This window comes from Kitasatospora sp. NPDC098652, from assembly GCF_044760155.1.
Lineage (GTDB): Bacteria > Actinomycetota > Actinomycetes > Streptomycetales > Streptomycetaceae > Kitasatospora.
This window is the reverse complement of record NZ_JBIWAQ010000024.1, coordinates 26,271-41,084: the sequence shown is the minus strand read 5'-3', so window position 1 is coordinate 41,084 and position 14,814 is coordinate 26,271. Positions and strand designations below refer to the sequence as shown.

Sequence of the window (14,814 nt, the reverse complement as noted above, 5' to 3'; positions counted from 1 at the left end):
GCCTCTCGTCACGGGTGCAGCTCGTAGGCGGCGACCACCTGGAAGGCGGTGCCCGGCTTGGACACCCCGCGCAGTGACACCAGCGCCTCGGTGAAGGTGGCGCTTCGGGCCGCGCCCGCGGCCTCGGCGAGGGTGGCCCGGTCCGCGATCGCGTACCGGGGCGCGTTGAGCGCCGGGGCCAGGCCCGGCGCCGTGTACCGGGTGCGCTCGGCGTACAGCGCGCTGAGCGCCACCGCGCCGTGGCCGAGGGCCGCCGTCAGCGCGGGTTCCTCGATCCGCCAGCCGTTGGGGGTGACGGCCGGGTCCCCGCCCACCACGATGGTCTGATAGACCATGTCCACCGACCGTCGCGGGGCGGCGCCGGTGCCGGCGGGCGGAGCCAGCTCCGCGCCGGAGCAGAGCGGTTCGAAGGCCGGCTGGGTGAGCTTCTCGTCGTCGGTGAGGTCGAAGAAGTCCGCCCGGGCGAACTGCTCGGTGACCGGTACCGACGTCCCGCTGCCGGAGGCGAAGGCCACGGCCACGGTGAAGGTCGGCGGCGGGGCGGGCAGGCGCCCCGGGCCGAAGCGGGTGATCGGGACCCCCAGCGGGACGACGCGCTGGCTCAGCCGCAGCAGTCCCACCGGGTGCAGCAGCGCGGCACCCTGGGCGTCCGGCTGCACGGTGGGCAGCGCGCCCGCGTCCGGCGGTGGCACCGGAGCCCAGCTGCGCGGGTCGGTGACGGCCTGGAGCAGCCGCCCGGCGACGTCCGGGGGCGGCGGCGCCGTGGCGGTGCCGGTGCAGCCCCAGTGCTCGTCGAAGGGGAAGCTCACGTCGAACAGGAACAGCGAGACGCTCGCCCGGCCGGCGACGTGCCAGCACGGGGTCGGCCCCTCGACCAGCACCTTGAGGTCGACCGAGCAGAGGCTGGCGCCGGCGAAGCGCAGGTGGAACGAGCCGTACAGGTCGAGGACCAGGCCGAAGCTCGGCTCCCAGCGCACCAGCGCGTCGAAGCCGAGCCGCCCGGACACCCCGGTGTCCTCGGTGCCGATGACGGCCGTCAGGGACGCGCCCGCCTGCACGGTGGCCGGGGTGACGGCGAAGTACCCGGTGAACACGATCTTGACGAAGGCGCTGTCGGCGATGGCGATCGACAGCCGCCTGGGCACCGGGAAGCCGGGCGGGGCGGTGAAGCGCGGGTGGAAGCCCCCGGCGGACAGGATGAAGGTGGCGTCGTCGCCGGACTTCACCCGCAGCGCGAGTCCGCCCTCGATCGGGGCGAGCAGCAGCCGCGAGCCGCCCAGATCGGCCGTCAGCTCCACCAGGCCGTGGGCGGCGTCGACGATGCCCACGATCGCGGCCCGCAGGTCGATCACCGGCGCCTGCGGCGCGGGCAGTGCCACCCGCAGCCGCCCGAGCAGGGCGATCACCGCGCTCGGCAGTTCCAGCACCAGCCCGATGTCGGCCGTCAGGAACGACACCGGCCGCCCCCAGCCCAGCCGGAACATCGGCCCCACCACGATGCTGCCCGGGCGCGGGCGGAACACCGAGTCCAGGGTGGTGAGGATCTGCGGGGCGGCGGCCACCGGGTCGGCGGGGAAGAGCACCCGGTCCAGCTGCCCGCCCTGCACGGCGGCCGCGAGCCCGTCCCGGTCGATCGCGTAGCCGACGCCCACGATGCCGCCGACCGCGTTCAGGGTGAACGCCAGCCCCAGCTCGATCGGCGGGTCGAACCCGGCGCTGAGCACCGCGAGCAGCGCGAACGGCGAGGTGTGCAGCACGCCGAAGGCCTTGACGTCCACCACGCCGAGGCCCAGGGCCAGCGCTCCTGCGTACCGGTCGCCGTCGTGCCTGAGGTACCCGGCGCCCTTGGCCGGGCCGAGCGCCAGCCGCACGCCGAGGCCGTCGGCCGCCACCGGCGTCACGGTGACGGCGCCGTCGGCCACCGCGACCTCGGCGCCCACGCCCTCCACGGTCGCCTCGGCCAGGCCCGCCACGGACGCACCGAAGGAGAGCGTCAGCCGGACCGCGTCTGCCCGGGGCGCGAGGTAGAGGGAGGGGGCCTTCAACAGCGGCGGGACGCTCTTCAGCGGCAGCGCGACACCGCTGCGCCCGCCGCCGTCGAAGCTGACGCCGCCGGCGTCGGCCCGAGCGGTGACGTCGCCCTCGAAGAGCGGGCCGCCGGCGGGCAGGAGCAGGGCGAGCAGCGCGTCGCCGGGCGGCGAGAGGCTCAGCCCGCCGATCCTGACGACCAGTCCCGCCCCGGTCGCGTCGGCAGGGGCGGTGAGGGTGAGGGTGATCCCGTCGCGCACCTCGACGCCGGGGGCGATCCGGAAAGCGCCGACGCTGAGCGCGAACACGAGGTCGGCGGGCAGGGCCGGGGCCAGCAGTCCGACCTGGGAGGCGTCGACCCTGAGGGCGCCGGGGACGTCGAGGTGCCATGTCGGGGCCGTCTGCCCGATCGCCTGGGCGAGGACCGTGACCAGGGCCGGGAGGAGCCGGCCGCCCTGGTCGGCGCCGAGTGCGGTCAGCCGCCCGAGAAGGGCTCCGGGGGTCAGTTCCCCGAGTGCGGTCCTGAGGGCCTGCCGTCGCTGCTCGTCGGAGCCGAGGCCGGCCAGGGTGCCGAAAACGCCCGTCAGGGCCTGCCGCAGCCCGGTGGCCAGCTCGGCCACGGAGTCGGTCACGGGCGGTACCCCCTCGGGCGGCGTCGGCAGCGCGGGTCTCGTTGCCCGCCGGGTCGTTCACGGCGCTCCGCTGCCGGGCGCGGTGGCGCCGGGCCCCGGGAACGCATCGCCCACCGCATCGCCCGCGCCGCCGACATGCCGATCCGACACACCGTCGGATCACCCCGTCGGCGGATCCACCCCCGCCGTTCGGCCCACTCGGCGGGGCGTGGCGGCGGTGGATGCACTGGGGCATCCGGGCAACCGGCGTACGAACGGTGGGGACCGCCCCCGGCCGGTGCCGGGGCGCGGTGTGACCCGTCCGGCGCAGCGTGGCGCGCGGGGAGGGCGGGAGGCTGCGATCTTCGGAGGGACCCGGCGGTGCCCGACTGCCGGGTCCCGTTGTTCCGAGACCGTGGAGGCCCGGATGTGGCAGGCTCCCCCCGCCCCCGTCAGCCGTGAGTGGCTTCCCGTCCTGGACATGCCGGCGCCCGCCGCGCAGAACCGCTGGACGGTGCTGCTGCGCCTGCTGCTGCTGATCCCTCAGTTCGTGGTGCTGTGGGTGCTGTCCCTGGTGGCTTTCGTGGTCACCGTGATCGGCTGGTTCGGTGCGCTGGTCCTCGGGCGGCTGCCCGGCTTCGTCGCCGACTACCTCACCGCGTTCGTCCCGTACGAGGCGAGGGTCACCGCGTATCTGATGCTCACCGTGGACCGTTACCCGCCGTTCCGGTTCAGCGCCCCCGAGTACCCGGTGCAGGTCGAGCTGCGGCCCGGTGAACTGAACCGGCTGGCCGTACTCTTCCGGATCATCCTGGTCATCCCCGCCTCGATCGTGCAGGGCCTGCTGCACGCGGGCTGGTGGATGGTCTCGTTCATCAGCTGGCTGGTGGTGCTGATCCTCGGCCGGATGCCGCAGCCGCTGTACGAGGCCACGACCGCGATCCTGCGCTACCAACTGCGGTACACCGCCTACCTGGTGATGCTCACCTCCGCCTACCCCAAGCGGCTGTTCGGCGAGGAGCCGAACAGCGAGCCCGAGCGGGTGTCGGCCACCCGTCCGCTGGTGCTGAGCGGCGGCGGGCGCGGGCTGGTGGTCCTCTTTCTGATCCTCGGCCTGGTCTCCTGGGTGACCAGCTCGGTCACCACCTCGGTGAACACCGACGACAACGACGAGGACAACGGCGTCAACCCGACCCAGCACGTCATCGCCCCGCTCGTGCCCGGCCCGCACTGACGGCGGGCGGCCGGGCGGCCGGGGGTCAGGGCCGGTGGACCGGGGCGGCCTCCTGCGCGGCCTGCTTGACGGCGGCGATCAGCTGGTGGCGGCGGGCGCGCAGCTCCTCGGGGCGGACGGCGACGGAGACGCTGCCGATCACGGCGCCGTCCGTACCGAGCACGGGGGCCGCCAGGCAGGCCAGACCGGTCCGGGCCTCCTCGACGTCCAGGGCGACGCCGGTGCGGCGGATCCGCCGCAGCTCCTCGTCGAGCCGTTCGACGGAGGCGATCGTGTGCGGGGTGAAGCGGCGCAGGCCGGGCTGCTCCAGGTAGCGGCGGCGGGCGGCCGGGCCGGCGGCGGCCAGGGCGATCTTGCCGTGGGCGTAGGCGTGGGAGCGCGGGTCGACGCCGACGGTGAGGTCGGGCCGCTGGTCGCCGTTGGCGGCGAGGGTGCGCACGTCGGCGATCACCAGGCCGTCGCCCTGGTAGGCGACGTAGTTCGCCGAGGCGCGGGTGGCGTGCCGCATCCGGGCCAGCACGCCGTCGATGCCGTCGGTGAGGCCCATCTGCCGCTGGAACGCGCGGTGGAGGGCGGAGACCTGGTAGCCGAGGGTGTAGCCGCCGTCGGTGCGCACCAGGTAGCCGCGCTCGGTGAGCGGGGCGAGGAGGGTGTAGGCCGTCGACAGGGCGCAGCCGAGGCTGCGGGCGAGGGCCTTGGCCGGGACGGGCGAGGGTGACCCGGCGACGAGTTCCAGCACCTCCAGGGTGCGGTCGGCGGCGCGCGGCCCGGTCTGCCCGGCCATGACGGGGTGCTCCTCCTGCTGATGCGGCGTGACCCGTCCAGTCTGCCGGGGGCCGGACCGGGGGAGGCCACCGGCCCCCGGTCCGGCCCCGCTCGGCGTCCGGGTCGGGCCGCGCCTGGCTGGGACGTGCCCTGCTGGGCTCAGGCCTCGCGCGGGGTGATCTCGCCCATGAGGTCCCAGCCCTCGCGGTCGGGGAGGTCGACGCTGATGATCCGGGGCTTGGCGGCGACCGCGCCGGACAGCGTCTCAATGGCCTGCCGGAAGTGCGCCGACTCGACGTGCGCCCGCCCGGCCTCGCCGTCCCGGAACCCCTCCACGAGCACGTACTCGTTCGGGTCGTCCACGCTGCGGGACCAGTCGAAGAACAGGTTCCCCGGCTCGGCGCGGGTGGCCTCGGTGAACTCGGCGACGATGTCGAGCCACTGCGCGCTGTGCTCGGGGCGGACGGGGAACTTCACGGTGATGAAGATCATGGCGCTCTCTCGGGTCGGGGAGACGGTCGAACCCCCACCCTGCCCGACCACCGCCCGGCCGGGGGAACGCACGGCACCGCGATTCCACCCATGCCGGAAACCGTCCCTGCCGGGAGCCCCGTGGCGCCGCTACGGCAGGAGGCGGTCGGGGGAGGGGAGGCGCGTGATCGGCTCGTCGGCCCAGGAGTAGACCTCCAGGTAGGACAGCCGGCCCTCGGTGACGAAGACCATGACGCCGCCGATCGGGGTGCCGTCGGCGTCGACCACGGTGGCCTCGGCGGCGGGAGTGTCGGTGACGGGTGCGGCGGGTGCGGCGGTCGGGTCGGCCAGGGCCAGGTCCAGGCTGGGGCAGGGGCACTTGCAGCCGCCGGTGACCCGCAGGTGGGGGATCTGGGCGCGCAGGGCGCGGAAGGCGGGGGTGTCCGCCGCGAGCAGCGACTCCAGGAGGGCGACCGCCTCGGCGGGGAGGTGGTCGTCGGGCTTGCGGTCGTCGGGCTTGCGGTCGTCGGGCTTGCGGTCGTCCATGGGGAGGAGCCGATCATCCGTCCGGAGGGGACGTCAACCGGGTTGGGCGGGCACCGGCGCCGGCCGGTGCCCGCCCGGCGGGACAGGTGCGGCGCGCCTGGCGGTCAGGCCAGGACGGCCGGCTTGAGCACCTCCTCGCACCACTGGCGGAAGCTCGTCGGGCTCGCGCTCTGCGGGGTCCGCTCGACCCCGGCGTCGAGTCCGTCGTCCTTGGCCCGCATCATGGCGAGGTAGCCGTCCGCCAGCGCCTCGCTGTAGCCCTGTCCGGCGAGCGAGGCGCGGAAGTCGTCCAGCGACTGGCGCTCGTAGCGGACCGGGCGGCCGAGGACCTCGGACATGACGCGCGCCATGTCGTTCGCGGAGAGGTCCTCGGGGCCCAGCACCGGGACTTCGCCGGTCCCCGTCCAGGAGCGGTCGAGCAGCAGGTCGGCGGCGGCCGCGGCGATGTCCCGGGTGGCCGCCAGCGGCGCCGGTCGGTCGGCGGCGACGGTGGAGGTGTACACGCCGCGGTCCCGGATCGAGGCGGACTGCCACAGCAGGTTGTCCATGAAGGAGGGGTTGGCGAGCGCCCGGTAGGCCGCGCCGGTGCCCGCGAGGAGGTCGTCCATGGCCAGGGAGGCCGTCACGTGCCCGGCGCGGTCGGCGACCGGGGTGCCGCGGCCGAGTGCGGAGACGCCGACGACGTGCGGGACGCCGTGGGCGGTGAGGGCCTCGGCGGCGGCCCGGGTGAACCCGGAGTAGACGGCGTCCAGGCTCGGCGCCTGGCGCGTGGGCGGGACGACCCAGAAGACGGCGTGCGCGCCGGTGAAGGCCCGGTCGACGACCTCGGGGTCGTCGTGGGAGCCGGCGACGACGTCGACGCGGGCCCGGACGGCCTCCGGGAGCCTCGCCGGGTCGCGCACGACCACGCGCAGTTCCTCGGCGGCGGCGCGCGGTCCGGTGAGCAGGAGGTCGAGGAGCCGGCCGCCGATCTGGCCGGTGGGAGTGGTGATGACGATCATGTGTCGAGTCTCGGGCCGGCCAACTGCGGCGTCCAATACCCTTCCTGGGCATTGATACTTTTCAGGCATGGATCTCGACCTGCGCAAGCTCCGCTACTTCGCGGCGGTCGCCGAGCACCGGCACTTCGGCCGGGCGGCGGAGCAGCTCTTCATCACCCAACCCGTCCTCAGCCGTCAGATCCGGGCCATCGAGCAGGAGCTGGGGTGCACCCTGCTGGTCCGGACCACGCGCAGCGTGGAGCTGACCCCGGCCGGCCGACAGCTCCAGGAGGAGGCGCGGGGGATCCTCGCGGCCGTCGCCGCGGCGGTGCAGCGCGTGCACGACGCCGACCGGGGCACCCGGCGGTTGGTCGTCGCCTTCTCGCCCGGCCTGCACGTGTCGGAGGCGATCCGCGCGTTCGCGCTGCGACACCCGGACGTCGAGACCGACCTCGTCCCGGCGCGCTGGTGGGAGCAGGACGCGCCGCTGCGCGACGGCCGCTGCCAAGTGGCCTATCTGCGAAGGCCGTTCGACGACACGGGGCTGCGCACCATCCCGATCGGCCACGAGCCCCGGGTCGCCTGCCTGCCCGCGACGCACCCGCTGGCCGCCCGCGCCGAACTCACCACCGCCGACCTCGTCGGCGAGCGGATGCTCGACGCACCGGTCCGGCGGACGGCCTCCCTGGAGGAGAAGTTCGAGCTGATCGCCTCCGGGCACGGCATCGCCCTGCTGCCGCTGAGCGTGGCGCGCTCCTACGCCCGGCCCGACCTCGTCCACCGGACCGTCACCGACGTCCCCGGGGTCGAGACCTGCCTGGCCGTCCCGGCCGACCTGGCGGACCTGGCCGACCGGCGGGGCAAGCCGCTGCGCGACTTCCTGGAGATCGCCGCCGCCACGCTGCGGCCCGCCTGACCGCGCCGCGCACAGGCTGGCCGGGGGCGCTCCGGCGGGAAACCCTGCGACGCCGAGCTGCGGAGACGGCTACGCTGCCCCGGTGATCGAGGACGGAGCAACGGACCGGGGCAGTGTGACCACGGTGCGGCGGATCGGGGACACCATCCGCCGTCCGATCGGCCCGTGGACGCCCGCCGTGCACGCGCTGCTGGCCCACCTGGAGGCGGCGGGCTTCACCCGGGCCCCACGGCCGATCGCCGTCGAGGGCGGCGAGGAGGTGCTCTCGCTGCTGCACGGCGAACCCGCCTTCGCGCCCTGGCCGGCCGTCCTGCGCTCCACCACGGGCGTCCGCGCCCTCGGGCGCTGGCTGCGCGAGTACCACGACGCCGTCCGGGACTTCCGCCCGCCCGCCGGGGCGAGCTGGCAGGGCGCGGAGCAGGAGTGGCGGCCCGGCCTGGTCATCCGGCACGGCGACCTGGGCCCGTGGAACGCCGTGTGGAACGGCGACCAGCTGGCCGGCTTCATCGACTGGGACTTCGCCGCGCCCGGCCACGCCGTCGACGACCTCGCCCAACTCGCCTGGTACGCCGTGCCGTTGCGCTCCGTCGAGCAGCAGCGCCGGGCCGCCGTCAGCGGGCCCGGGGTGCTGCGGGAGCGCCTGGACGCGCTGTGCACCGCCTACGGCGAGCGGCCGGAGGCGGTGCTCGACGCCCTGGACGCGCTCCAGGCCCGGGAGGCGGCCCGGATCGAGCGGCTCGGCGGGCGCGGCGAGCAGCCGTGGGCGGCCTTCCTCGCCCGCGGCGACGCGGCCGAGATCACGGCCGAGCGCCGCTGGCTCCGCGCCGAGCGCGCGACCCTGCTCGACGGCTGAGCCGGCTGTGCCGGCTGAGCCGGCCGGTGCGGCCGGTTCGGCCGGGTGCATCCAGTCGGCCGGAGTGCGTCCAGGGCTCGGGGCTCAGACCAGGCCCAGCACCAGCTTGCCGGTGTTCTCCCCGCGGAAGAGCATCCCGAGGGTCTCCGGGAAGTCCGCGACCGTGCCCTCGACCAGGTGCTCCTTCACCTTGATCCGGCCCTCGCCGATCCAGCCCGCGATCTCGGCCGCCGCCTCCGCGTACCGGCGGGCGTAGTCGAACACCACGAAGCCCTCCATCCGGGCCCGCCGCACCAGCAGCGACAGGTAGTTGGACGGGCCCTGCACCGAGTCCTCGTTGTTGTACTGGCTGATCGCGCCGCAGACCACCACCCGGGCGTGCATCGCCAGCCTGGTCAGCGCGGCGTCCAGGACCGGGCCGCCGACGTTGTCGAAGTAGACGTCGATGCCGTCCGGGGCGTGGGTGCGCAGCGCCTTGCGGACGTCCTCGGCGCGGTAGTCGACGGCCGCGTCGAAGCCGAGTTCCTCGGTCAGCAGTGCGCACTTCTCCGGCCCGCCGGCGATCCCGACCACCCGGCAGCCCTTCACCTTGGCGATCTGCCCGACCATGGTGCCGACCGCCCCGGCCGCGCCGGAGACCACCACGGTCTCGCCCTCCTTGAGCGCGCCGACCTCCAGCAGCCCGAAGTAGGCCGTCATCCCGGGCATCCCGAGCGCCCCGAGGTAGGTGGGCAGCGGGGCGAGCGCGGGATCGACCTTGACCACGCCCTTGCCGTCCGACACCGCGTAGTCCTGGACCCCGAAGGAGCCCACCACGTGGTCGCCGACCCGGAACTTCGGGTGGTTGGACGCGACCACCTCGGCCACCGCCCCGGCCCGCATCACCTCGCCCAGACCCACCGGCGGCAGGTAGGACGGCCGGTCGTCCAGCCACCCGCGCATCGCCGGGTCCAGCGACACGTACCGCGTCCGCCCCAGGAACTCCCCGTCCCCGGGCACCCCCACGGGCTCCTCCCCGTACGCCCAGTCCTCCGGCCGGACCTCCCCGACCGGTCGACGGGCAAGGCGGATCTGACGGTTGACGTCGGTCATGACGACTCCTGGTGGCGTACTCGCATGCTGGAAGGACAGATGCCGAGTCTAAGCAAGCGCTTAATCATATGACTAGTGAGTGTCCGGATTCAGTGGGTCGGGCGTGGTGAAGCGCGGAGGAGGGGGTCGAGGCACCGATAGTCTTTCCGCCGGGCAGCCCCCGAGCGCGGAGACCGGCGCCGGAGAGGAGAACAGCCAGTGAGCACAGCGCAGATCGGTCCTGGCGACTACAGCCAGGTACCGAATCCGGAGCAGGCTCTGAAGTACGCGATTCAGCACATTGCGGGTGAACGCGTCGAGCTCATCGACGGTGTCATCACCCCCGTTTCGCCGTCCTGGGCGCATGAGCGCGCCACCGCTCTGATCGGCAAGCAGCTCGGCCGCCGCATGGACGAGCTGGGCCTGTTGGCGGGCTCGGGCGATCTCGATCTGCCGGGCACGCAGGACTTCTACCTGCCGGACATGGCCGTTCTGCCGGAGGAGCTCTTCGAGTCGGAGGGAGCCCTGCTGCCGGACCAGACGCTCCTGGTGGTCGAGGTGACCTCGCCGTCGAACGCCGACACCGACCGGACCGTGAAGCGCCGTCGCTACGCGCAGTTCGGCGCTCCGCTCTACCTGCTGGTGGACCGCCAGGAGGGGGCCTGCACGTTGTTCTCCCAGCCGGGCGAGCTCGGCTACACCCGGGTGGAGGGCCCGCACCCGTTCGGCGTGCCGGTACGGCTCCCCGAGCCCTTCGAGGTGGACCTCGACACCACCAGGTTCTGAACCGCCGTCCGAGCTCAGTGCTCGACCGGCAGGCCGGTGAGGGCGAAGCAGGCGCCGCCGCCGTGGTGGGGGTCGGTCTCGCGGGCGACGAGGTCGGCGCCGTGGGCGCGGGCGATCTGGCGGGCCATGGCGAGGCCGAGGCCGGAGCCGGGGAGGCTGCGGGCGGTGTCGGAGCGGTAGAAGCGGTCGAAGACGTACGGGAGGTCCTCGGTGGCGATGCCCGGGCCGTGGTCGCGGACGGACACCTCCAGGGTGTCGCCGCCGTCGCCGGCCAGTGCCACCCGGACCTCCACCGGCCCGCGCCCGGCGCCGAACTTGGCGGCGTTGTCGAGCAGGTTCCCCAGCAGCCGCACCAGCCGGGCGGGGACGCCCGGCACGACCGCCTCGGCGGCGCCCGGTCCGACGGCGAGGGTGAACTCCTGGCCCGGCCAGTGCCCGCGCGCCGAGGTGACGGCGTGCTCGACCAGGGGCAGCAGGCGGAACCGCTCGACCAGGGCCTGGGGCTCCTCGTCCCGGGCGAGTTCCACCAGGTCGTTGACCATGCCGGTGACCTCGCGCAGCTGCCGCCCCAGGGCGGTGGCGGCCCGTTCGCGCTGGGCGTCGGTGAGCCGGTCGCCGCGGGCCAGCAGTTCGGCGTTGGTGCGCAGCGCCGTCAGCGGGGTGCGCAGTTCGTGCGAGGCGTCGGAGACCAGGCGGCGCTGGGCGGTGACCGAGCGTTCCAGCGCGTCGAGCATGGTGTCGAAGCTCTCGCCGAGCCGGCTGACCTCGTCGCGGCGGCGGCCGGTGGCCGCGTGGGAGGTGATCCGGTGGTGGGGGTCGCCGGTGGCGGTGATCCGTTCGACCGTGGCGGTGAGCCGGGTCACCGGGCGCAGGCCGGTCCGGGAGACCCACCAGCCGAGGAACCCGGCCGCCAGCACCCCGGCGGCGCCGAGCCCGGCGAACGCGGCCGCGGACTGCCGTACGGCGCGGTCCACCCCGTCCGAGCGCAGCACGACCTGGAGGGCGGTGCCGCCGCGGAAGGGCGTGACCAGCATCCGGGCCGGGAACCCGGCGACGGTGGCGGTGCTGAAATAGGCGGCGCGCTGCCCGGCGGCGACCTCGCGTACGGCCGGGGTGACCGGGAACAGGTACGGGGCGACGGCCGTCCGGGGGTCGCGGGCCGGGTCGGCCGGGACGATCTGGGTGCAGGCCGGGGCGGCCAGGTAGCGGCACTGCCCGGAGAGCACGCCGGGCGGTTCGTTGCCCTGCTGCTGGAGGGCGACGGTGGCGGCCTGGGTGAGTTCCAGCTCCAGTTGGTGGGTCAGCTCGTAGCGGATCACCGCGAAGGCGGCCCAGCTGAGGCCGAGGGCGACGGTGGCGACGGCCAGGGCGGTCGCCACGGCGAGCCGGACGCGGAGCGTCACGAGTCTGCGGCCAGTCGGTAGCCGACGCCGTGCACGGTGTGCACCAGACGCGGTTCGCCACCCGCCTCCAGCTTGCGGCGCAGGTAACCGACGTACACGGCGAGGGAGTTGGACTCGGGGCCGAAGTCCTGCCCCCAGACCCGCTCCAGCAGGGTCTCCCGGGTGAGCACCTGCCCGGAGTGGCGCAGCAGCAGTTCCAGCAGGGTCGCCTCGGTGCGGCTGAACTCCAGCCGGCGGGAGCCGCGGTGCCCGGTGCGGGTCCGCGGGTCCAGGACGAGGTCGGTGTAGCGCAGTTCGGCGTCGGCCTCGGCGCCGGGCGCGTCGAAGGCGGCGCGGCGCAGCAGTGCGCGCAGCCGGGCGGTGAGTTCGGCCAGCGCGAAGGGCTTGACGAGGTAGTCGTCGGCGCCGGCGTCCAGCCCGTCGACGCGGTCGTCGATGTTGTCCCGCGCGGTCAGCACCAGGACCGGGGTGCGGTCGTGCAGGGCCCGCAGCTGACGGCAGACGGCGAGGCCGTCGAGGACCGGCATCATCACGTCGAGCACGACCGCGTCGGGCTCGTGGGAGGCGATCTTCGCCAGGGCGTCGTGGCCGTCGACGGCGGTGACCACCTCGTAGCCCTCGACGGTCAGGCCGTCGGCCACGGCCTCCCGCACCTCCTGGTCATCGTCCGCCACCAGAATCCGCACCGCCGACCCTCCGCTCCTCGTACCCCGTTGACCTGCTCCGACGGCCCGTTCCGTGCGCGCGGGCCGTGCCGTGCTCGCGGGCCGTTCCGGGCGCGCGGCCCGTTCCGGGCATACCGAAAGATAGCGGGCGAAGGCCCGCATTCTCCTAAAGCCCTCTTAGGCCGGCCCGCCACGGTGGTGAGCCATGGACACACCACTCTCGGTCGTGATCGGTGCCGGCGGCACCGGCGGCCACATCTACCCGGGCCTGGCCTTGGCGGAGGCCCTGCGGAGGGCCGACCCCGACGCCGTGATCTCCTTCGTGGGCACCACCCGGGGCCTGGAGACCCGGCTGATCCCCGAGGCGGGCTACCGGCTGCACACCGTCGACATGATCCCCTTCGACCCCTCGCTCGGTGCCCGACGCTTCCTGCTGCCGGCGGACCTGGTCCGCGCCGCCAAGCAGGCGCAGCGCGCGGTCGAGGACCAGGGGGCGCAGATCGTGGTGGGGATGGGCGGGTACGCCTCCGCGCCGGCTGTGCTGGCCGCCCGGATGGCCGGACTGCCCAGCCTGATCCACGAGTCGAACGCCGTGCCGGGGCGGGCCAACGCCTTCGCCGCGCGACTCACCCCGCAGATCGCGCTCGCCTTCGACGAGACCAGGGAGCACCTGCCGAAGGCCCGCCGGCAGCGGGCGGTCACCGTCGGCATGCCGCTCACCGGTGCGGTGGCCCGGCTGGACCGGCAGGCCGAGCGCGCGCGGGCCCGCCACCGGCTGGGCGTTCCGCCCGGCGCGCGGCTGGTGCTGTTCAACGGCGGCAGCCTCGGAGCGCGCCGGCTGACCGAGGCCGCGCTCGGCCTGGCCGAACGCTGGCGCGGCCGGACGGACGTCCGGCTGCTGATCAAGACCGGCCCGCAGGCCCTGGACGACACCCGGCAGCGGCTCGCCGCCGTCGGCGGGGACGCCGTCGCCGAGGCGGTGCCGTACCTGGACCGGATGGACCTCGCCTACGGCGCCAGCGACGTCGTGGTCTGCCGGGCCGGGGCGGCGACCGTGGCCGAGCTCGCCACCGTCCGGGTGCCCGCCGTCCTGGTGCCGTACCCGCACGCGCCCGGCGACCACCAGTTCCACAACGCCAAGGTGCTCGCCGACGCGGGGGCGGCGCGGATCCTGCGCGACGAGTCCACCGACGCGGACTCCCTGGCCGCCGTGCTCGACCCGCTGCTGGCCGACCCGTCCCGGCTGGTCGCCATGGGCGCCGCCGCGCCCGGGGGGACCCACGCCCAGGCCGCCGACCTGCTGGCCGACTGGGTCCGCCGCCTGGCCGGCCGTTCCCACGGCCCGGCCGTGACGCCGAACCCGGTACCGATCCCGATTCCGACCCCGATCCGCGCCATCGAAACGGAGCTCGCCGAATGACCGCCGCCATCACCAGTGCCACCACCACCAGCGCCACCACCGCCTGGGCCGACCGCACCGTCCTGGTCACCGGCGCCGAGGGCTTCATCGGCTCGACCCTGGTCGACCTGCTGGTCGCCCGCGGCGCCCGGGTCCGCGCCCTGGTCCACTACAAGCCCTACGCCGAACGCGGCTACCTCGCCGCCCACCTGGGCAGCGACCGGGTCGAGATGCTGGCCGGCGACGTCCGCGACGCGGGCCGGGTCTCGGACGCCGTGGCGGGCTGCGACACGGTGTTCCACCTGGCGGCGCTGATCGGGATCCCGTACAGCTACGACTCCCCGGGCGCGTACGTGCACACCAACGTCGTCGGCACCCAGAACGTGCTGGAGGCGGCGCGGCGGCACGGCGTGCGGCGTGTCCTGCACACCTCGACCAGCGAGGTCTACGGAACGGCGCTGCGCGCGCCGATCGGTGAGGACCACCCCCTGCAGCCCCAGTCCCCGTACTCCGCCTCGAAGATTGGGGCCGACATGATGGCGCTGAGCTTCCACCACGCCTTCGAACTGCCGGTCACCGTGGTGCGGCCGTTCAACACCTACGGCCCGCGCCAGTCCGCCCGCGCCGTGATCCCCGCGATCCTCGCCCAACTCCACTCCGGGGTGCGTGAGTTGCGGATGGGCTCGCTGACCCCGACCCGGGACTTCACCTATGTCACGGACACCGCCGAGGGCTTTCTCGCCCTCGCCTACTGCGACCGCGCGGTCGGCGAGGCGGTGAACCTCGGGACCGGGCACGAGGTTTCGATCGGCGACCTGGCGGGTGCGCTGATCGCGGCCTCCGGCCGTACCGACGTCGAGATCACGGTCGACCCGGCCCGGCTGCGCCCGGCGGGTAGCGAGGTGCACCGGCTGCTGTCCGACAACTCCCGCGCCCGTGGCTGGTCGGGCTGGCGGCCGGAGGTCCCGCTGGAGGAGGGGCTGGCCAAGACCTCGGCCTGGGTGGCCGAGCACCTCCACCTGTTCGACCCGAAGCGCTACGCGGTCTGAGCGGCGCCCAGCACCGTCCAGCACCGACCGGCACGGT

Annotated in this window: 14 protein-coding genes; 6 read left to right on the top strand and 8 right to left on the bottom strand. The window is 74.7% G+C overall.

Annotated elements, in window-relative coordinates:
• Positions 1-8: 8 nt before the first annotated feature.
• The gene (locus tag ACIQWA_RS34730; RefSeq protein WP_402489492.1) at positions 9-2,660 is read right to left on the bottom strand and encodes a DUF6603 domain-containing protein; all 2,652 of its coding nucleotides are present in this window, start codon (positions 2,658-2,660) and stop codon (positions 9-11) included.
• 460 nt (positions 2,661-3,120) lie between these two features.
• On the opposite strand from ACIQWA_RS34730, the gene ACIQWA_RS34725 reads away from it, so the two are divergent.
• Entirely contained in the window at positions 3,121-3,873 is a 753-nt protein-coding gene (locus ACIQWA_RS34725) for a DUF4389 domain-containing protein (protein ID WP_402489489.1), read from the top strand.
• Between the two features lie 25 nt (positions 3,874-3,898).
• Here the strand turns inward: ACIQWA_RS34725 and ACIQWA_RS34720 are convergent, their stop codons facing one another.
• The 4 genes from ACIQWA_RS34720 to ACIQWA_RS34705 all read right to left on the bottom strand — a co-directional run bounded on the left by ACIQWA_RS34720 (position 3,899) and on the right by ACIQWA_RS34705 (position 6,656).
• Positions 3,899-4,657, bottom strand: a complete 759-nt coding sequence (locus ACIQWA_RS34720; RefSeq protein ID WP_402489486.1) for an IclR family transcriptional regulator — start codon at positions 4,655-4,657, stop codon at positions 3,899-3,901.
• A gap of 140 nt (positions 4,658-4,797) precedes the next feature.
• Positions 4,798-5,130 (bottom strand): putative quinol monooxygenase, encoded by a 333-nt coding sequence (locus tag ACIQWA_RS34715; RefSeq protein ID WP_402489483.1) that lies wholly within the window; start codon positions 5,128-5,130, stop codon positions 4,798-4,800.
• 129 nt (positions 5,131-5,259) lie between these two features.
• Complete coding sequence (locus ACIQWA_RS34710; protein ID WP_402489480.1) at positions 5,260-5,655, bottom strand: hypothetical protein; 396 nt, start codon at positions 5,653-5,655, stop codon at positions 5,260-5,262.
• Between the two features lie 104 nt (positions 5,656-5,759).
• On the bottom strand, positions 5,760-6,656 hold the full coding sequence (locus ACIQWA_RS34705) for an NAD(P)H-binding protein (protein ID WP_402489477.1): 897 nt from the start codon (positions 6,654-6,656) through the stop codon (positions 5,760-5,762).
• 67 nt (positions 6,657-6,723) lie between these two features.
• Here ACIQWA_RS34705 and ACIQWA_RS34700 point away from each other — a divergent pair, with 67 nt between their 5' ends.
• The gene (locus tag ACIQWA_RS34700) at positions 6,724-7,551 is read left to right on the top strand and encodes a LysR family transcriptional regulator (RefSeq protein ID WP_402489474.1); all 828 of its coding nucleotides are present in this window, start codon (positions 6,724-6,726) and stop codon (positions 7,549-7,551) included.
• An 82-nt stretch (positions 7,552-7,633) separates the two neighbouring features.
• A complete protein-coding gene (locus tag ACIQWA_RS34695) occupies positions 7,634-8,404 on the top strand; it encodes a phosphotransferase (RefSeq protein ID WP_402489471.1) in 771 nt (256 codons plus the stop codon).
• Positions 8,405-8,488: 84 nt separating this feature from the next.
• Here the strand turns inward: ACIQWA_RS34695 and ACIQWA_RS34690 are convergent, their stop codons facing one another.
• Positions 8,489-9,496, bottom strand: a complete 1,008-nt coding sequence (locus tag ACIQWA_RS34690) for an NADP-dependent oxidoreductase (RefSeq protein ID WP_402489468.1) — start codon at positions 9,494-9,496, stop codon at positions 8,489-8,491.
• Between the two features lie 198 nt (positions 9,497-9,694).
• Here ACIQWA_RS34690 and ACIQWA_RS34685 point away from each other — a divergent pair, with 198 nt between their 5' ends.
• On the top strand, positions 9,695-10,261 hold the full coding sequence (locus ACIQWA_RS34685) for a Uma2 family endonuclease (protein ID WP_402489465.1): 567 nt from the start codon (positions 9,695-9,697) through the stop codon (positions 10,259-10,261).
• Between the two features lie 14 nt (positions 10,262-10,275).
• On the opposite strand, the gene ACIQWA_RS34680 is transcribed toward ACIQWA_RS34685, so the two are convergent.
• Together ACIQWA_RS34680 and ACIQWA_RS34675 are read right to left on the bottom strand one after the other, a co-directional pair.
• On the bottom strand, positions 10,276-11,664 hold the full coding sequence (locus ACIQWA_RS34680; protein WP_402489462.1) for an ATP-binding protein: 1,389 nt from the start codon (positions 11,662-11,664) through the stop codon (positions 10,276-10,278).
• On the bottom strand, positions 11,661-12,350 hold the full coding sequence (locus ACIQWA_RS34675; protein WP_402489460.1) for a response regulator transcription factor: 690 nt from the start codon (positions 12,348-12,350) through the stop codon (positions 11,661-11,663). Before ACIQWA_RS34675 ends, ACIQWA_RS34680 begins: the two co-directional genes overlap by 4 nt.
• Positions 12,351-12,534: 184 nt before the next feature.
• Between ACIQWA_RS34675 and ACIQWA_RS34670 the strand changes: the two genes are divergently transcribed.
• Both ACIQWA_RS34670 and ACIQWA_RS34665 read left to right on the top strand, forming a co-directional pair.
• A complete protein-coding gene (locus ACIQWA_RS34670; protein WP_402489457.1) occupies positions 12,535-13,749 on the top strand; it encodes a UDP-N-acetylglucosamine--N-acetylmuramyl-(pentapeptide) pyrophosphoryl-undecaprenol N-acetylglucosamine transferase in 1,215 nt (404 codons plus the stop codon).
• Positions 13,746-14,777, top strand: coding sequence for a GDP-mannose 4,6-dehydratase (locus ACIQWA_RS34665; RefSeq protein ID WP_402489454.1), 1,032 nt, complete (start codon positions 13,746-13,748; stop codon positions 14,775-14,777). Before ACIQWA_RS34670 ends, ACIQWA_RS34665 begins: the two co-directional genes overlap by 4 nt.
• Positions 14,778-14,814 lie beyond the last annotated feature (37 nt).